Origin of the sequence: Paracoccus sanguinis (assembly GCF_012689545.1) — a bacterium.
Taxonomy (GTDB): domain Bacteria; phylum Pseudomonadota; class Alphaproteobacteria; order Rhodobacterales; family Rhodobacteraceae; genus Paracoccus; species Paracoccus panacisoli.
In genome coordinates, this window is the sequence record NZ_CP051542.1 from 2,891,853 (window position 1) to 2,909,782 (window position 17,930).

The 17,930-nt window shown below is 71.1% G+C and carries 17 protein-coding genes; 14 read left to right on the plus strand and 3 right to left on the minus strand.

The genetic code is table 11. The features are described 5' to 3' along the window. Positions 1 to 17 precede the first annotated feature (17 nt). From ctaD to HGN31_RS13890, 4 genes are all read left to right on the plus strand, one after another. Positions 18 to 2,498, plus strand: a complete 2,481-nt coding sequence (ctaD, locus tag HGN31_RS13875) for a cytochrome c oxidase subunit I (protein ID WP_168783957.1) — start codon at positions 18 to 20, stop codon at positions 2,496 to 2,498. Beyond that, on the plus strand, positions 2,498 to 2,809 hold the full coding sequence (locus tag HGN31_RS13880) for a hypothetical protein (protein WP_036710250.1): 312 nt from the start codon (positions 2,498 to 2,500) through the stop codon (positions 2,807 to 2,809). Before ctaD ends, HGN31_RS13880 begins: the two co-directional genes overlap by 1 nt. Positions 2,810 to 2,877: 68 nt before the next feature. Next, positions 2,878 to 3,999: an o-succinylbenzoate synthase gene (menC, locus tag HGN31_RS13885; protein ID WP_168783583.1), complete on the plus strand. Its 1,122-nt coding sequence runs from the start codon at positions 2,878 to 2,880 to the stop codon at positions 3,997 to 3,999. Then, positions 3,996 to 4,664 carry a GNAT family N-acetyltransferase gene (locus HGN31_RS13890; RefSeq protein ID WP_168783584.1) on the plus strand — a complete coding sequence of 223 codons (669 nt, stop codon included), beginning with the start codon at positions 3,996 to 3,998 and terminating at the stop codon, positions 4,662 to 4,664. The genes menC and HGN31_RS13890 overlap by 4 nt, the downstream gene beginning before the upstream one ends. 4 nt (positions 4,665 to 4,668) lie before the next feature. On the opposite strand, the gene HGN31_RS13895 is transcribed toward HGN31_RS13890, so the two are convergent. After that, positions 4,669 to 5,427, minus strand: a complete 759-nt coding sequence (locus HGN31_RS13895) for a DeoR/GlpR family DNA-binding transcription regulator (RefSeq protein ID WP_168783585.1) — start codon at positions 5,425 to 5,427, stop codon at positions 4,669 to 4,671. Positions 5,428 to 5,566: 139 nt separating this feature from the next. Between HGN31_RS13895 and glpD the strand changes: the two genes are divergently transcribed. From glpD to glpK, 8 genes are all read left to right on the plus strand, one after another. After that, a complete protein-coding gene (glpD, locus tag HGN31_RS13900; RefSeq protein ID WP_168783586.1) occupies positions 5,567 to 7,105 on the plus strand; it encodes a glycerol-3-phosphate dehydrogenase in 1,539 nt (512 codons plus the stop codon). Next, positions 7,102 to 8,172, plus strand: coding sequence for an ABC transporter ATP-binding protein (locus HGN31_RS13905; RefSeq protein ID WP_036710264.1), 1,071 nt, complete (start codon positions 7,102 to 7,104; stop codon positions 8,170 to 8,172). The genes glpD and HGN31_RS13905 overlap by 4 nt, the downstream gene beginning before the upstream one ends. Positions 8,173 to 8,187: 15 nt before the next feature. After that, complete coding sequence (locus HGN31_RS13910) at positions 8,188 to 9,279, plus strand: ABC transporter ATP-binding protein (RefSeq protein ID WP_168783587.1); 1,092 nt, start codon at positions 8,188 to 8,190, stop codon at positions 9,277 to 9,279. Continuing rightward, positions 9,279 to 10,148 (plus strand): carbohydrate ABC transporter permease, encoded by an 870-nt coding sequence (locus HGN31_RS13915; protein WP_036710269.1) that lies wholly within the window; start codon positions 9,279 to 9,281, stop codon positions 10,146 to 10,148. The genes HGN31_RS13910 and HGN31_RS13915 overlap by 1 nt, the downstream gene beginning before the upstream one ends. Next, the gene (locus tag HGN31_RS13920) at positions 10,145 to 10,960 is read left to right on the plus strand and encodes a carbohydrate ABC transporter permease (protein ID WP_036734185.1); all 816 of its coding nucleotides are present in this window, start codon (positions 10,145 to 10,147) and stop codon (positions 10,958 to 10,960) included. Before HGN31_RS13915 ends, HGN31_RS13920 begins: the two co-directional genes overlap by 4 nt. After that, a complete protein-coding gene (locus HGN31_RS13925) occupies positions 10,960 to 11,418 on the plus strand; it encodes a DUF2160 domain-containing protein (protein ID WP_231572797.1) in 459 nt (152 codons plus the stop codon). The genes HGN31_RS13920 and HGN31_RS13925 overlap by 1 nt, the downstream gene beginning before the upstream one ends. A gap of 38 nt (positions 11,419 to 11,456) precedes the next feature. Then, positions 11,457 to 13,172 carry an ABC transporter substrate-binding protein gene (locus HGN31_RS13930; RefSeq protein WP_168783588.1) on the plus strand — a complete coding sequence of 572 codons (1,716 nt, stop codon included), beginning with the start codon at positions 11,457 to 11,459 and terminating at the stop codon, positions 13,170 to 13,172. A 136-nt stretch (positions 13,173 to 13,308) separates the two neighbouring features. Continuing rightward, entirely contained in the window at positions 13,309 to 14,778 is a 1,470-nt protein-coding gene (gene glpK, locus HGN31_RS13935) for a glycerol kinase GlpK (protein WP_168783589.1), read from the plus strand. A gap of 7 nt (positions 14,779 to 14,785) precedes the next feature. Here the strand turns inward: glpK and HGN31_RS13940 are convergent, their stop codons facing one another. Then, positions 14,786 to 16,243 carry an ATP-binding protein gene (locus HGN31_RS13940; RefSeq protein WP_168783590.1) on the minus strand — a complete coding sequence of 486 codons (1,458 nt, stop codon included), beginning with the start codon at positions 16,241 to 16,243 and terminating at the stop codon, positions 14,786 to 14,788. Next, positions 16,240 to 16,899 (minus strand): response regulator transcription factor, encoded by a 660-nt coding sequence (locus HGN31_RS13945; RefSeq protein WP_168783591.1) that lies wholly within the window; start codon positions 16,897 to 16,899, stop codon positions 16,240 to 16,242. Before HGN31_RS13945 ends, HGN31_RS13940 begins: the two co-directional genes overlap by 4 nt. 149 nt (positions 16,900 to 17,048) lie before the next feature. On the opposite strand from HGN31_RS13945, the gene HGN31_RS13950 reads away from it, so the two are divergent. Next, entirely contained in the window at positions 17,049 to 17,414 is a 366-nt protein-coding gene (locus tag HGN31_RS13950) for a hypothetical protein (RefSeq protein ID WP_052176446.1), read from the plus strand. Between the two features lie 11 nt (positions 17,415 to 17,425). Continuing rightward, positions 17,426 to 17,899 (plus strand): DUF2271 domain-containing protein, encoded by a 474-nt coding sequence (locus HGN31_RS13955; protein ID WP_168783592.1) that lies wholly within the window; start codon positions 17,426 to 17,428, stop codon positions 17,897 to 17,899. The last annotated feature ends 31 nt before the right edge of the window (positions 17,900 to 17,930 follow it).

A 17,930-nucleotide genomic window follows, 5' to 3' on the forward strand; every position in this document is an offset into this window, starting at 1 on the left:
GTGGCCCGGCGCCCGAACTGACCGCGCTCAGGCTGCACCGGCGGCTGCTGCCGGTCTGGGACAACGAGCCGGGGCTGCGCGGCTGGCTGAAGACCACCAGCAACACCCGGCTGGGCCGGATGTTCCTGATGACGGCGACGTGGATGTTCGTGGTCGGCGGTATCCTCGCCATGCTGATCCGGGCCCAGCTCGCCACCCCCGACAGCGCCTTCGTCGGGCCGGAGATCTACAACCAGATCTTCACCATGCACGGGACCATCATGATGTTCCTGTTCGCCATCCCCTTCTTCGAGGCGCTGGCGATCTACATCCTGCCCGGGCTGCTGGGCAGCCGCGACCTCGCCTTCCCGCGGATCGGGATGTTCGCCTTCTGGTGCTACTTCATCGGTTCGGGGACGATGGTCCTGGCGCTGCTGGCCGGGGTCGCGCCCGACAGCGGCTGGTTCATGTATCCGCCGCTGAGTTCGGCCATCCACGCGCCCGGCATCAACTCGGACGTCTGGCTGCTCGGCATCGCCTTCATCGAGATCTCTGCCATCGCCACCGCGGTCGAGGTGGTGGTGACCATCCTGCGGTTCCGCGCTGCGGGAATGTCGCTTGACCGGATGCCTATCTTTGCGTGGTACATGCTCGTCGTCGCGGTGATGATCCTGACGGCATTCCCGCCGATGATCCTCGGCTCGCTGCTGCTCGAGCTCGAGCGCGCCTTCGGCCTGCCGTTCTTCCAGCCCGCCGAGGGGGGCGACTCGCTGCTCTGGCAGCACCTCTTCTGGCTCTTCGGCCACCCCGAGGTCTACATCATCTTCCTGCCCGCGGCGGGCGCGATCTCGACGATCCTGCCTGTGATGGCGCGGACCCATCTGCTCGGCTACGGCTGGATCGTGGCCGCGGCGGTGTCGCTTGCGGTGCTCAGCTTCGGGCTGTGGGTGCACCACATGTTCACCACCGGCATCCCGCACATGGGGCTCGCGTTCTTCTCGGCCGCCTCGACGCTGGTGGCGGTGCCGACGGGGGTGCAGATCTTCGCCTGGATCGGGACACTCTGGCGTGGGCGGCCGACCATGTCGCTGCCGATGCTGTGGCTGATGGGGTTCTTCGTGACCTTCGTGATCGGCGGTCTGACCGGGGTGATGGTCGCCATGGTGCCGTTCGACTGGCAGGTCCACGACACCCAGTTCATCGTCGCGCATCTGCACTACGTCCTGGTCGGCGGCTTCGTCTTCCCGATGATCGCCGCGATCTATTACTGGCTGCCGATGTTCAGCGGCCGCACCCGGTTCTTCCGCACCGGCGAGGCGGCGTTCTGGCTGACCGTGCCCGCCTTCCACGTCACCTTCCTTGCGCTTCACTGGGCGGGCCTCTTGGGCCAGCGCCGCCGCATCCACAGCTACGAGGGCGGCCACGGGTGGGAGTGGATCAACCTGGTCGCCTCGATCGGCGGCTTCGTGATGGCGGCGGGCTTTGCGCTGGTCATCATCGACGTCGCCGTGAACGCGCTGATGGCCGCGCGGGGCCCGCGCAACCCGTGGGGCGCGGGGACGCTCGAATGGGCGACCGCGCGGCCGGCGCCGCCCTACAACATCGCCTCGATCCCCACGGTGCACGGCCGCTACCCGCTCGAGGACGACCCGACCCTGCCCGCCCGCATCGCCCGCGGCGAGGGCTACCTGGGCGAGCCGCTGCGCGGCCGGCGCGAGACGCTGACGGTGCGGACCGCCGACGGGGCGCCGGCCTATATCGTGCCGTTCCCCGGCAACACGATCGAGCCGCTGGTCCTCGCCGCGGTGACCGGGTTCATGTTCATGATGCCTGTCTTCAAGCAGTGGCTGCTGGCCGGGCTTGCGGTGCCGGTCGTCACGGCGCTGGCGCTGCGCTGGGCGTGGCGGATGGGCGAGCGCGCCGACACCGGCCCGCTGGACGCAGGGCACGGGGTGATGCTGCCGACCGCGGCCGAGGTCGCCGACCCGCCGGGCTGGTGGGGCTCGCTGTTTCTGCTGCTGGCCGACAGCGTGCTCTTCGGCTCGCTGCTCTTCGGCTATGCGTTCCTCTGGACGGTGGCGCCGAACTGGCCGCCGCCCGCGTTCCTCGCGCTCGACCGGCTCGGCCCGGCGCTGGCGCTCGGCGCGCTGCTGCTGACGCTCGCCGGCCCGCGGCTGGCCGAGGTGCAGCTGCGCCGCGGCGGGACCCCGTGGCTGGGGCTGGTCCTCGCCGCGCTGGGGCTGCTGGGCTGGATCGCGGCGGCGGTGACGGTGATGCGCGGGGTGGGGGCGCCCGCGGCCCACGCCTATGACGCGACGGTCTGGGTGATCGCGGGCTACGTGGCCTTCCACGCCGGGGTGGCGCTGGTGATGACGGGCTTCGTCATGGCGCGCCAGCGTGCCGGTTACCTCTCGGCACGGCGCTTCAACCCGGTGCGGGTGCTGCGGCTCTGGGTGGATTACGCGGCGCTGGTCGGGACCGTGGGCCTCGCCGCCGCCTGGCTGCCGGGGGCGTTCTGATGCGGGACATCCTGCGCATCGCCGCGCCCTTCACCCTCTGGATCGTGGCGTTCAGCGCGATCTACGGGCTCGAGGGGCTGGTCTGCTCGCGCCACGGCGCGCATCTGGACGCCGCGACCGGCCGGCTGATGCTGCTGGCCGCCTGGGGCGTCGCCATCGCGGGCCACCTGCTGCTCGCCCACGCCTACCGCGGCCCGCTGGGCGGGGACACGCGGTTCCACCGCCTCGTCGCGATGACTCTGGCGCTGGCGGCGCTGGCAGCGACCGTCTGGACGCTGATGCCGGTGGCGACCATGTCGATGTGCCTCTGACCGCGGCGGTTCCCCCCGCCCGCGCGCCCGGCTAGGGTGCGGCCGAACCGCCCCCTGCGAGGCCCCCGATGCCGAACCCCCATGCCCTCAGGATCGAGCGTGCCGAGCTGCGCATCGTGCGGCTGCCGTTGCTCACCCCCTTCACCATCGCCACCGGGACGATGACCGAGAAGGTGTTCCCGCTGCTGATCCTGCACGCGGACGGGGTCGAGGGGGTGGCCGAGGGGGTGATGGACCCGCTGCCCGACTATCTCGAGGAAACCCTGCCCGCGGCGCTGGCGCTCTTGCGCGAGGTGCTGCTGCCGGGTCTCGTCGGCCGCGCCCTGACCGCGCCGCAGGACATCGCCGCGGGGATGGAAGGGTGGCGCGGCCACCGCATGACCCGCGCCATGATCGAGATGGCGGCCTGGGATCTCTGGGCGCGCAGCCTCGACGTGCCGCTCAAGGCGCTGCTCGGCGGGACGCGGGACGCGGTCGAGGTCGGGGTTTCCCTAGGCATCGGCGACATCCCCGACACCGTCGAGCGGGTCGGCGCGCATCTGGCTCAGGGTTACCGGCGCATCAAGCTGAAGATCATGCCGGGCCACGACCTCGCGGTGCTCGACGCGGTGCGGGCGGCGTTTCCCGACGCGCATCTGACGGTCGACGCCAACGCCTCGTACCGGTTGGCGGATGCCGCGCATCTGGCCCGGCTCGACCGCTACGGGCTCGACTACATCGAGCAACCGCTGGCCTTCGACGACATGGTGGACCACGCCGCCCTGCAGGCGCGGATAGCGACGCCGATCTGCCTGGACGAGAGCCTGCGCTCGGCCGCCGACACCCGCCGCGCGCTGGTGATGGGGGCGGCGCGGGTCGTCAACATCAAGGTCGGGCGCGTCGGCGGGCATCTCGAGGCGCGGCGCATCCACGATCTCTGCGCGGCCTTCGACGTGCCGGTGTGGTGCGGCGGGATGCTCGAATCAGGGATCGGGCGGGCGCACAACCTGCATCTGTCGAGCCTGCCGGGCTTCACCCGCCCCGGCGACACCTCGTCGTCGAGCCGCTATTTCGCCCGCGACATCGTGGCCGAGCCGCTCGAGGCGGCGGACGGAATCATGCCGGTGCCGCCCGGTCCGGGGACCGGCGTGACGCTTGACCGGGCCTTCCTCGACAGCGTGACGGCGAGCCGCGAGGTCTTCGGCGCATGAGCGAGGCGCCCGTCATCCGTGCGGTCGGCGACATCGCCACCCTGCGCCGGCTCGAGGCGTTGCAGGTCGCCGTCTGGGGCGAGGGCGACCTGCCCGACCCCGCGGACCTGATGGCGGCGGTGGTCGAGGCGGGTGGCCTCGTCGCCGTGGCCGCGGACGCCGCGGGCGAGCCGGTCGGCTATCTCTTCGGCTTCCCAACCCGCGATCCGGCGCGCCAGCACTCGCACCGGCTGGGGATCAGGCCCGACTGGCAGGGGCGGGGCCTGGGCAAGCGGCTCAAGCTCTTCCAGCGCGACTGGTGCCTGGCGCAGGGCATCCGCCTCGTCACCTGGACCTTCGATCCGGCCCGCAAGCCGAACGCCGCGCTCAACATCGGCGTGCTGGGGGCGAGCGCGCGGACCTATCTGCGCGACTATTACGGCGAGATGGCGGGGATCAACGCGGGCGTGCCCTCGGACCGGCTGCTGGTCGAATGGCACCTGCCGACGCCCGATCCGATCCGCCCCGAGGCCGCCGCGCGGATCGTCCCGCTGGACGCGGGCGGCGACGACCCGCTGGCGCGACGACTGGCGCTGCGTGCGGCGCTGGAGGGGGCGTTTGCCGAGGGGCTGGCGATCCGCGGCTTCGACCCGGCCGGCGGGGGCCGCTACCTGCTCGCCCCCTGAGGCGTCAGGCCGAGACGCACTCCGTCTCCCACCCCGCGCAGCGTTCGCGCAGCGCCTCGGGCAGGGGGGCCTCGGTCACGATCGCGTCGAGTTCCGCGAGCGACACCACCTTGATCGGCGCCGACCGGCCCAGCTTGCTCAGGTCCGTCACCAGCAGCCGCGACCGCGCCTGCCGCAGGATCGTGCGGCTGACCCGCACCTCGGCCAGGTCGTAGTCGAGCACGTCGCCGTCCGCATCCATCGCCGAGCAGCCGATCACCGCGAAATCGACCTTGAAGTTGGTCATCAGCTCGCTCGTCAGATCGCCCACCAGCCCGCCGTCCGAGCGTCGCACCGCGCCGCCCGCCACGATCACCTCGCAGCTGTCGTTGTGGATCATGATGTTGGCGACGTTCATGTTGTTGGTCACCACCGTCAGGTTGCGGTGCCCGAGCAGCGCCCGCGCCACCGCCTCGGTCGTCGTGCCGATGTTGAGGATCAGCGAGGAGTTGTCGGGGATTCGCGCGGCGCAGAGCCGGCCCACCGTCTCCTTCGCCTCCTGGTGCAGCAGGCGCCGCGCCTCGTAGCCGAGGTTGGCGACGCCGCTCGGCAGCACCGCGCCGCCGTGGACGCGATCGACCAGCCCCTGATCTGCAAGCTCGCCCAGGTCGCGCCGGATCGTCTGCACCGAGACGTCGAAGCGGTTGGCAAGGTCATCGACCTCGACCCGGCCCGAGGCCTTGGCGAGGTTCACGATATCCATCTGGCGGATGCTGAGAGCCATGCGCACTCCCTTTCGGTCCGAAGCTAGCGCGCGCGGGTGGCGCGCGCAAACGACAAATATCGCGCGAAAGCGAAAATAGGTTTTGACAGCGCACACGCGGATATGATCGTTTGTGCCACGCTTCAGAGGCGCGAGACGGATGGCTGAGACCACGGACCTGTTCATCATCGGCGGCGGCATCAACGGCTGCGGGATCGCCCGCGACGCCGCTGGGCGCGGCCTGTCGGTGCGGCTGGCCGAGCAGGGCGACCTCGCCCAGGCGACCTCGTCGTCCTCGACCAAGCTCTTCCACGGCGGGCTGCGCTATCTCGAGTTCCTCGAGTTCCGGCTGGTGCGCGAGGCGCTGCGCGAGCGCGAGGTGCTGCTGCGCGCGATGCCCCACATCAGCTGGCCGATGCGCTTCGTGCTGCCGCTCGACCCCGAGATGCGGTTCGAGGGCGGCACCCCGGTCTCGCGCATGGTGCCGTTCCTGCGCGGCCGCCGGCCGGCGGCGATGATCCGGGCGGGGCTGTTTCTCTATGACCACCTCGGCAGCCGCGCGATCCTGCCCGGCACCTCGTCGCTGGACCTGACCCGCGGCCCCGAGGGCGCGCCGCTGCAGCCGCGGCTGCGCCGCGCCTATGAATATTCCGACTGCTGGGTGGACGACGCCCGGCTGGTGGTGCTGAACGCCCGCGACGCGGCCGCGCGCGGCGCCGACATCCTGACCCGCGCCCGGGTGACCGAGGCGCGGCGCGAGGGCGAGCTATGGGCCGTGCGGCTGGCCGACGGGCGCAGCTTCCGCGCCAAGGCGCTCGTCAACGCCGCCGGCCCGTGGGTCGGCAAGGTCATCGCCGACGTGGCCCACATCGTCACGCCCGAGCGCATCCGCCTCGTGCGCGGCAGCCACATCGTGACCCGGCGCCTCTTCGACCACGACAAGGCGTATTTCTTCCAGGGACCGGACGGGCGGATCGTCTTTGCGATCCCCTATGAGACCGACTTTACCCTGATCGGCACCACCGACGTGGACCACCAGGGCGCCCCGGGCGAGGCGGTCTGCACCCCGGCCGAGATCGACTATCTCTGCACCTTCGCCTCGCGCTATTTCCGCCAGCCGGTGACGCCGGCGGATGTCGTCTGGACCTATTCCGGCGTGCGCCCGCTCTATGACGACGGGGTGTCCTCGGCCACCGCCGCGACCCGCGACTATGTGCTGTCGCTGGACCGCAAGGGGGCACCCTGCCTCAACGTCTTCGGCGGCAAGATCACCACCTATCGCCGGCTGGCCGAGGCGGCGATGGGCAAGCTCGGGCCGCTGCTGCCCGGGGCGGGGGCGGACTGGACCGCGGGCGTGGCGCTGCCGGGCGGGGATTTCCCCGTCGACGGCGTGCAGGCGCAGGTCGAGGCGCTGCTCGGCGCGCATCCCTTCCTGACGCCCCGTTGGGCGTTGCGGCTGGTGCGCGCCTACGGCACCGAGGCGCGGGTGATGCTGGACGGCGCGCGGACCGCGGCCGACCTTGGGCGCGACTTCGGCGCGACGTTGACCGAACGGGAACTGGACTGGATGATGACGCGGGAATGGGCGCGCGAGGCCGAGGATGCGCTCTGGCGCCGCTCGAAACTGGGGTTGAGGATGACCGCCGACGAGGTGGCCGAGGTCGGCCGCCACATGAGCCGCGCGAGGGTCGCGGCATGACGCTGGAACTTGCGGGGATCGGCAAGGAGGTCGGAGGCCAGGTCTGGATCCATCCGACCGACCTGACGCTCGCGCCCGGGACCATGAACGTGCTGCTGGGGCCGACGCTCTCGGGCAAGACCACGCTGATGCGGCTGATGGCAGGGCTCGACCAGCCCACCCACGGCCGGGTGCTGTGGCAGGGCCGCGACGTGACGGGCGAGCGCGTGCAGGACCGCGGCGTGGCGATGGTCTATCAGCAGTTCATCAACTACCCGGCGATGAGCGTCTACGATAACGTCGCCTCGCCGCTGCGCCTCAAGGGCGTGCCGCGGGCCGAGATCGACCGCCGGGTGCGCGAGACGGCCGAGCTGATGCGGCTGACGCCCTATCTGGCGCGCAAGCCGCTCGAGCTGTCGGGCGGCCAGCAGCAGCGCACAGCGCTGGCTCGGGCGCTGGTCAAGGACGCGGGGCTGGTGCTGCTGGACGAGCCGCTCGCCAACCTCGACTACAAGCTGCGCGAAGAGCTGCGGGCCGAGATCCCGCGCATCTTCGCCGAAAGCGGCGCGATCTTCGTCTATGCGACGACCGAACCCGAAGAGGCGCTGCTGCTCGGCGGCAACACCGCGACCATGTGGGAGGGGCGGATCACCCAGTTCGGCCCCACGCCCGAGGTCTATCGCGCGCCCCGCGACGCCACGACCGCGCGGGTGTTCTCGGACCCGCCGATGAACTTCAAGTCGATCGAGGTGCGCGGCGGCCAGGCGGTGCTGGACGGCGCGGGCTTCGCGGTCGCGGGCCTGCCCGACGGGCGCTATGCCGCGGGCTTCCGGCCCGGGCACCTGCGGCTGGCGCAGGGGCCGGGGGCGATCCCGCTGCTCGCGCGGCTCGACGTGACCGAGATCACCGGGGCCGAGACCTACCTGCACCTGACCCACGGCCAGGACCGGTGGGTGGGGCTGGTCGAGGGGGTCCGCGACCTGCCCGCGGGCGAGCCGCTGACCGTCTGGCTCGACCCCGCCCATGTCTATCTGTTCGACGCCCAAGGGCGGCTGGCGCGTCCGGCCCCCTACGCGGCCGCGGCGTAAGAGAGGGGAGCCCGCATGGCCCGCATCACGCTGGACGACCTCGCCCACAGCTACAACCCCGCGCCGCGCTCGGACGCCGACTACGCGCTGAAGCCCATGACGATGACCTGGCGCGACGGCGGCGCCTATGCGCTGCTCGGCTCGTCGGGCTGCGGCAAGACCACGCTGCTCAACATCATCTCGGGGCTGGTGACGCCGTCGCGGGGCCGGGTGCTGTTCGATGACCGCGACGTGACCCGCAGCCCCACCGCCGCGCGCAACATCGCGCAGGTGTTCCAGTTCCCGGTCGTCTACGACACCATGACGGTGCGCGAGAACCTTGCCTTCCCGTTGCGCAACCGCGGCGTCCCGGCGGCCGAGATCGCCGCCCGCGTGGCCGAGATCGCCCGCATGATCGGGATGGAGGCCGAGCTGGATCACCGCGCGCGCGGCCTGACGGCGGATGCCAAGCAGAAGATCAGCCTTGGCCGCGGCATGGTGCGCCAGGACGTGAACGCGATCCTCTTCGACGAGCCGCTGACCGTGATCGACCCGCAGATGAAGTGGGAGCTGCGGACCCAGCTCAAGGCGCTGCACCGCGACTTCGGCCACACGATGATCTACGTGACCCACGACCAGACCGAGGCGCTGACCTTCGCCGACGAGGTGGTGGTGATGTCCGACGGCCGTGTCGTGCAGGCGGGCACGCCGCAGGCGCTGTTCGAGACGCCGGCCCATACCTTCGTCGGCCATTTCATCGGCTCGCCGGGCATGAACCTGCTCGACGCGCAGGTCGAGGGCGCGACGGCCCATGTCGCGGGCGCCGCCGTGCCGCTGGGCGCGGCCTATGCGCCGGGCGCGGGCCGGGTGCAGATCGGCATCCGCCCCGACGCCGCCCACCTTGCCACCGCGGGCGCGGGCCTGCCGTTCCGCATCGAGCGGATCGAGGACGCCGGCCGCCACCGCATCGTGCGCGGCCGGGTCGGCGCGGCCGCCTTCAACCTGACCGTCCCCGAGGGTGAGCCGATCCCCGCGGGTGCCGACCGCGTGGTGCTGGACCCCGCCCGGATCGGGGTCTTCGTCGATGACTGGCGCATTGCGCCCCTCACCCAAGCGAGCGCCGCCTGATGGACAAGCCCGTCAACAACCGCGCCTGGTTCCTCGTCCTGCCGGTCCTCGTGCTGGTCGCCTTTTCGGCGGTGATCCCGCTGATGACGGTGGTGAACTATTCGGTGCAGGACACCTTCGGGAACAACCAGTTCTTCTGGAACGGCCTCGGCTGGTTCCAGGAGGTGCTGGCGAGCGACCGCATCCGGGCCGCCCTCGGCCGGCAGATCCTGTTCTCGGCCATCATCCTCGTGATCGAGATCCCGCTCGGCATCTTCATCGCGCTGAACATGCCGAAGAAGGGCTTCTGGGCCTCGGTCTGCCTTGTCCTCATGGCGCTGCCGCTGCTCATTCCGTGGAACGTCGTCGGCACCATCTGGCAGGTGTTCGGCCGCGTGGACATCGGCCTTCTGGGCCGCACGCTGGCGGCGCTGGGGATCGACTACAACTACGTCAGCGACGCCTTCGACGCCTGGGCCACGATCATCGTCATGGACGTGTGGCACTGGACGAGCCTCGTCGCGCTGCTCTGCTATGCCGGGCTGCAGTCCATCCCGCAGGCCTTCTACCAGGCCGCCGAGATCGACCAGGCGAGCCGCTGGAGCGTCTTCCGCTACATCGAGCTGCCCAAGATGCGGGGCGTGCTGCTGATCGCGGTGCTGCTGCGCTTCATGGACAGCTTCATGATCTACACCGAACCGTTCGTCGTGACCGGCGGCGGACCCGGCAACGCCACCACCTTCCTGTCGATCGACCTGGTCAAGATGGCCGTGGGGCAGTTCGACCTCGGCCCGGCGGCGGCGTTCAGCCTGATCTACTTCCTCGTGATCCTGCTGATTTCCTGGGTCTTCTACACCGTCATGACCGCCGAGAACGAGGCCCCGAGATGAGCACCCGCTCCCCCCGCTATGGCGCGGCTGTCGTGATGACGCTGTACCTGCTGTTCCTGCTGATCCCGATCTACTGGCTCGTGAACATGAGCTTCAAGACGAACACCGAGATCACCGGCAGCTTCACCCTGTTCCCGCACGCGCCGACGCTGGCCAACTATCGGACCATCCTGACGGATGCGAGCTGGTACATGGGCTACGTCAACTCGCTGACCTACGTGCTGATGAACACCGCGATCTCGATCGGGGTGGCGCTGCCGGCGGCCTATGCCTTCTCGCGCTACCGCTTCCTCGGCGACAAGCACCTGTTCTTCTGGCTGCTGTCGAACCGGATGGCGCCGGCTGCGGTCTTCGCGCTGCCGTTCTTCCAGCTCTATTCGGCGGTAGGGCTCTTCGACACCCACATCGCGGTGGCGCTGGCGCACTGCCTCTTCAACGTGCCGCTGGCGGTCTGGATCCTCGAGGGCTTCATGTCCGGCGTCCCGCGCGAGATCGACGAGACGGCCTATATCGACGGCTATTCCTTCCCGCGCTTCTTCACCCGCATCTTCGTGCCGCTGATCGCGAGCGGCATCGGGGTCGCCGCGTTCTTCTGCTTCATGTTCTCGTGGGTCGAGCTGCTGCTCTCGCGCACCCTGACCAGCGTCAACGCCAAGCCGATCGCGGCCACCATGACCCGGACCGTCTCGGCCTCGGGGATGGACTGGGGGGTGCTGGCGGCGGCGGGGGTGCTGACGATCCTGCCCGGCGCGCTCGTGATCTGGTTCGTGCGCAACTACATTGCCAAGGGCTTTGCCCTGGGGAGGGTGTGATGGCCCTGACGCCTGTTCCCGAAGCCGCCGCCCCCAAGTCCGCGCCCGTGCCGCGGTCGCGTTCCGGGGCCGTGATGGCGGGGTTCGCCGCCGCCGCCGCGCTGATGCTCGCCGTGCTCGCATGGCTTGTCACCCTCGTGCCGGTCGAGGACGGGGTGCGCGACTGGACCGCCTCGCTCTCGCCGGGCAACTGGATGGCGTGGACCTTTCCGACCGCGCTCTTCTACTGGATCATCGCGGCGCTGCTGCTGACGCTGATCTGGCTGGCGATCCGCTTTCCCGAGACGCCGCGCCGCGGCGTGCTGGGGATCATGACGACCCGCGGCGACCGGCTGTTCATCAGCCTGCTCGGGTCGGCATTCATCAACCTCGCCTGGGTCGGGCTGGGCGCCAGCCCGGTTTGGGGCGGGCTGGTCGTTGCGATCATCTACGCCGCGGCGGTGTTCCGCTGGGTGTGACAACCGGGCCGAAAAGGGGCCCCTGAGGGAGGAAGACCATGAGACTGCACCTGACCACCGCCATCGCGCTTGCGCTGATGGCAACCGGCGCGCAGGCCGGCATCGAGGAGGCGAAGGCCTTCCTCGACAAGGAGATCGGCGATCTCTCGACCCTGTCCCGCGCGGATCAGGAAAAGGAGATGCAGTGGTACATCGACGCGGCCAAGCCCTTCGCCGGCATGGACATCAAGGTCGTGTCCGAAACGATCACCACCCACGAATACGAATCCAAGGTGCTGGCCCCGGCCTTCACCGCCATCACCGGCATCAAGGTCACCCATGACCTGATCGGCGAGGGCGACGTGGTCGAGAAGCTGCAGACCCAGATGCAGTCGGGCGAGAACGTCTATGACGCCTACGTCAATGACAGCGACCTGATCGGCACCCACTGGCGCTATCAGCAGGCCCGCAACCTGACCGACTGGATGGCGAACGCCGGCAAGGACGTGACCTCGCCCACGCTCGACATCGACGACTTCATCGGCAAGTCCTTCACCACGGCGCCGGACGGCAACCTCTACCAGCTGCCCGACCAGCAGTTCGCCAACCTCTACTGGTTCCGCAAGGACTGGTTCGACGACCAGAAGAACAAGGACGACTTCAAGGCCAAGTACGGCTACGACTTGGGCGTTCCGGTCACCTGGTCGGCCTATGAGGACATCGCCGAGTTCTTCACCGGCCGCGAGATCGACGGCAAGAAGGTCTACGGCCATATGGACTATGGCAAGAAGGACCCCTCGCTCGGCTGGCGCTTCACCGATGCGTGGCTGTCGATGGCCGGAAACGGCGACAAGGGCATCCCGAACGGCAAGCCGGTCGACGAATGGGGCATCCGCGTGGACGAGAACGACCGCCCGGTCGGCTCGTGCGTGGCCCGCGGCGGCGACACCAACGGCCCGGCGGCGGTTTATGCGATCCAGAAGTACCTCGACTGGCTCAAGGCCTATGCGCCGCCCGCCGCGCAGGGGATGACCTTCTCGGAAAGCGGCCCGGTGCCGAGCCAGGGCGAGGTCGCCCAGCAGATGTTCACCTACACCGCCTTCACCGCCGACTTCGTCAAGGACGGCCTGCCGGTGGTGAACGAGGACGGCACGCCGAAATGGCGCTTCGCCCCCTCGCCGCACGGCGCCTACTGGAAGGACGGCATGAAGCTCGGCTATCAGGACGCCGGCTCGTGGACGCTGCTGAAGTCGACGCCGGACGATCGCGCCAAGGCCGCGTGGCTCTATGCGCAGTTCGTCACCTCGAAGACGGTGGACGTGAAGAAATCCCACGTCGGGCTGACCTTCATCCGCCAGTCGACCATCGACGACAAGTCGTTCACCGAGCGCGCGCCGAAGCTGGGCGGCCTGATCGAGTTCTACCGCTCGCCGGCCCGCCTGCAGTGGTCGCCCACGGGCACCAACGTGCCGGACTATCCGAAGCTCGCGCAGCTCTGGTGGCAGGCGATCGGCGATGCCTCGTCGGGCGCCAAGACCGCGCAGGAGGCGATGGACAGCCTGTGCGCCGAGCAGGAAAAGGTGATGGCGCGGCTCGAGAAGGCCGGGGTGCAGGGCGACATCGGCCCGAAACTGGCCGACGAGCATGACCTCGCCTACTGGAACGCCGAGGCCGTCACGGCCGGCAACCTCGCCCCGCAGCTCAAGCTCGAGAACGAGGACCCGGCGCCCGAGACCGTCGATTACGACGAACTGGTGAAGAGCTGGCAGAAGTAAGCCTTCGCGCCACCTGACCACCGCGAAAGGCCCGCACGCCGCGGGCCTTTCGTCACCCGTGCGGCGGCATGGCCCGCACCCCCAACCCCGACCCACCCGCGCCCCCTTCGCGCGGACCCGCAGCAGGAGGCCGCGCATGAGCATTCTCGCCATCGACCAGGGCACCACCTCGTCGCGCGCGCTGGTGCTGACCGACGATCTGCGCATCCAGTCCATCGCCCAGCACGAGATCCGCCAGCATTTCCCGAACTCGGGCTGGGTCGAGCATGACCCCGACGAAATCTGGTCCTCGACGGCCGCGGTGGCGCGCGAAGCGATCGAGAAGGCCGGGAACCCGCCCTTGGCCGCCATCGGCATCACCAACCAGCGCGAGACGACCGTGGTCTGGGACCGCCGGACCGGCCAGCCGATCCACCGCGCCATCGTCTGGCAGGACCGCCGCACCGCCGACACCTGCGCCGCCCTCAAGGCCCATGGGCACGAGCCGCGGGTGACCGAGACGACCGGGCTTCTGCTCGACCCCTATTTCAGCGCCACCAAGATCGCGTGGATCCTCGACCACGTGGACGGCGCCCGCGCCGCGGCCGAGCGGGGCGATCTGGCCTTCGGCACCGTGGACAGCTGGCTGATCTGGAAGCTGACCGACGGGCTCTGCCACCTGACCGACGCCACCAACGCCTCGCGCACCATGCTCTATGACATCCGCGAGGGCGAATGGTCGGACGAGATGTGCGCGCTGTTCCGGGTGCCGCGCGCGATGCTGCCCGAGGTCCGCGACTGCGCCGGCAGCTTCGGCGAGGCCCGCCCCGACCTCTTCGGCCGCGCCGTGCCGATCCTGGGCGTGGCCGGCGACCAGCAGGCCGCGACCGTGGGGCAGGCGTGCTTCGATCCGGGCATGACCAAGGCCACCTATGGCACCGGCTGCTTTGCGCTGCTCAACACCGGCGACCGGCCGGTGTGGTCGCAGAACCGGCTGCTCACCACCATCGCCTATCGCCTGAACGGGCGGCCGACCTATGCGCTTGAGGGGTCGATCTTCGTCGCCGGTGCCGTGGTCCAGTGGCTGCGCGACGGGCTGGGCGTGATCACCAGCGCCGACGAGACGCAGGCGCTGGCCGAGCGCGCCGACCCCGCGCAGGATCTGGTGCTGGTCCCCGCCTTCACCGGCCTCGGCGCGCCGCACTGGCGGCCCGACGCGCGCGGCGCGATCTTCGGCCTCACCCGCTCGACCGGGCCGGCGGAGCTTGCCCGCGCGGCGCTGCAGAGCGTCGGCCACCAGACCCGCGACCTGATCGAGGCAATGCGTGCCGACGGCGCCACGGTCGAAAGCGCGGTGTTGCGGGTCGATGGCGGCATGACCCGCAGCGACTGGACGATGCAGTTCCTGGCCGACATCCTCGGCGTGCCGGTGGACCGGCCGCGGATCACCGAGACGACGGCGCTCGGCGCGGCCTATCTGGCCGGGCTCGGCGCGGGGCTCTGCCCCGAGCCCGCCGAGTTCCAGAAGGTCTGGACCCTCGACCGCCGCTTCAGCCCCCTGATGCCCGAGGATGAGCGCGCCGCCCGCCACGACCGCTGGCAGCGCGCCGTCGCCTGCACGATCTAGGCGGCATTCAGGCGGCGGCGACGGCGACCTCGGCCCGGAAGCCCCGGTCGCTGCCCGGAATGGGCGAGGCGAGGCGCAGATCGGACCCGATGGCCGCCGCGATCGAGGCGGCGATGGTCAGCCCCAGCCCCGAGCCGTCGGCCCGGCTGCCGCCGCGCTCGAACCGTTGGGTGAGGCGGGCGAGCGCCTCGGCCGCGACCGGAGGGGCGTCGTTCTCGACCCGCAGCACACCCGCGGGGGTCAGCGTGACCGCGACCGGCGTGCCCGGCGCCCCGTGCCGCAGGGCATTCTCGATCAGGTTGCGCGCCAGCACCGCGAAGGCGTCGGGGTCGAGGCGCGAGGCGACCGCCCCCTCGGGCAGCGTCACCGCCACCCGCCCCTCGGGCAGGTCGCGCGCAATGTCGTCGGCCAGCGCCGCGAGAATCGGCACCACGTCGCCGGGCGCCGCGCGGACCACGCCGCCGCCCTCGGCGCGGGCGAGCTGCAGGAGCTTCTCGGACAGCCGCGCCATGCGCTTCAGCTCGCCCTCGACCCGCATCGCCCGCTCGCGCAGCGGCCCCGCGGGCGCCTCGGCCACCAGCCGCTGGGTGTGGGCGAGCGTCGCGGCGATGGGCGTGCGCAGCTCATGCGCCGCGTTCGAGGCGAAGTCGCGCTCGGCCGCCAGCGCATCGCCCATCCGCGCCATCAGCCGGTTGGCCTGCCCGCGGATCGGTTCGAGCTCCGCCGGCAGCCCCGTGTCGGGGACAGGCGACAGGTCCTGCGCCCCGCGCCGCCCCAGCGCCGCCGACAGCCCGTCGAGCGGCCCGAGACCCCGCCGCACCAGCCACGAGATCCCCAGCAGCGCGATCGGGATCAGCGCCGCGAGCGGCAGCAGCATCAGCCCCAGCGTGGCGAACATCGCGCTGCGCCGCACGGCGAGTGGCTCGGCGGCCTGGATCGTGTAGCGCCCGCCCTCGGCGCTGCGGGTGTAGAGCCGGTGGTCGCGGGCCGCGCTGAACCCCTCGGGCGCGTCGGGCGGGAACACTTCGGGATCGGCGTCGTGCGACAGGACCAGCACCGCGCCGGCCCGGTCGCGCAGCAGGTAGGTCAGGTATTCGTCATGCGGCGCCGCCTGCGCGGTGCGCGGCACCACGCGGGGGCGGTGGTCGTCGTCCTCGTCGTCCTCGTCCTCTTCGTCGTCGTGGTCGGACCCGCCGTCGCTGCGCCGCGCGCGCCGGTCCTCGCGGTCGTGGTCGCGGCGATAGCGGTCGGCCTCGATCTCGAGGATGGCGAGCGGCAGGATGCGCTCGGCGGTCTCCTGCAGCGCGCTGTCGAAGATGCGGTCGGTGCGCGCCTTGAGCGCCAGCCCCGCGCCCCCCACCGCGGCGAGCCACGCCAGAACCAGCCCCAGCGACAGCCGCAGCGCGAGATCGCGGCGCAGGCTGGCCGGGCGGCGGGACACGGGCCGGGGGGGCAGGGCGCTCACGGCTGGCCGAGCCGATAGCCGACGCCGCGCACCGTCTCGACCGCCGCGGGGCCGAGCTTCTTGCGCAGCCGGCTGACGTAGACCTCGATGGTGTTGCTCTCGACCTCGGTGTCGAAGCTGTAGAGCCGCTCCTCTATCTGCGCCTTTGACAGGATCGCGCCGGGGCGGGCGAGCAGCGCCTCGAAGATCGCCCATTCACGGCCCGAAAGGTCGATGCGCCCGCCCGGCCCGATGATCGAGCGCGCGGCGACGTCGATCGACAGCGCCCCCAGCTCGACCAGCGGGTTGGGGTTGCCGCTGTAGCGCCGCGCCACCGCGCCGATCCGGGCCGAGAGCTCCGCGAGGTCGAAGGGCTTCACGATATAGTCGTCGGCCCCCGCGTTCAGCCCGTCGATCCGCTCGGTGATGCGGTCGCGGGCGGTCAGGATGATGACCGGGGTGGCCGAGCCCTCGGCCCTGAGCCGCCGCAGCAGCGTCAGCCCCGATACGTCGGGCAGCATCAGGTCGAGCAGGATCAGGTCATAGGGCACCACCCGCGCCGCGTCGCCCGCGTCGGCCAGCGTCTGCACCCAGTCCGGGCTGTGGCCCTCGGCCTCGAGCTGGTCGCGCACCGCCGAGCCGAGGCCGCTGTCGTCTTCGATGAGAAGGATGCGCATCGCTGGCCCCCCGTGGTCCCGTTCCGGCCTTATCACGCGCTGCCGCGGCTGACATCCGCCTGAACGCCGCGGGCCGGGGCGTTCAGGCCGCTGTCAGCGCCGGACGCGAGACGGGGGGCATCGATCCACCCGAAGACCCGGAGGCCCAGATGCCCGACCCCACCCTGTCCCGCCGCCGCCTGCTGCTGATGGCCGCCGTCGCGGGGCTTGCCGTTCCCGCCGCCGCAGGGGCGGCCTTTGCAGCCCGCGAGGGGCGCGCCGCCGAGCCCACGGGCGATGACCCGGCGTGGCTGCGGCTGGCCGATGACGACCGCCGCCGCGGGCGCGGCCGCCACCGCGAGGACGACGACGATGACGACGAGCGCGGCGACGATGATGACGACGACGATGACGATGATGATGACGACGACTGCGACGACGACGCGGCCGGCCGCTGCGGCGCGCCCGCCCGTCCCGCAGGCCCGGCGCCCGCGCAGAACCCGCTGATCGGCGCCCCCCGCGCCGTCGTGAAGTAAGGAGACCGACGATGCAGCACTCCACCGCCCTGGCGCTCAGCCTCGCCGCGCTGATCCCCGCCACCCTCGCCCCTGCCGCCGCCGGCGCGCGCGAGGTGAGCCTGTCCACCACCCTCACCAACTATGGCGGCGAGGGCGCCTATCTCGCCATCTACGTCACCGATGCGGCGGGGGCCTATCAGGGCACGCTGTGGCTCGCCGGCGGCAAGTCGAAATGGTGGCCGCACCTGGCCGACTGGCACCGGGCGACCGGCGGCGCGGTGCCGGACGGCGTGACCGGCGCCTCGGTCGGGGCCGGCCGCACGCTCGACGTGACGGTCGATCTGGCCGACGCGCTCTTTGACGCGGGCTACCAGATCCGCATCGACAGCTCGGTCGAGGACATGGGCGACGCCCCCGCCGACGTGGTGGCCGAGCTGACCTCGGCCGGCGCCGGCAAGCCCGTGCCGGGCAACGGCTACGTCCAGTCCCTGACCTACCGCTGAACCGGGCGGGCGGCGGCTACGTTGCCGCCGC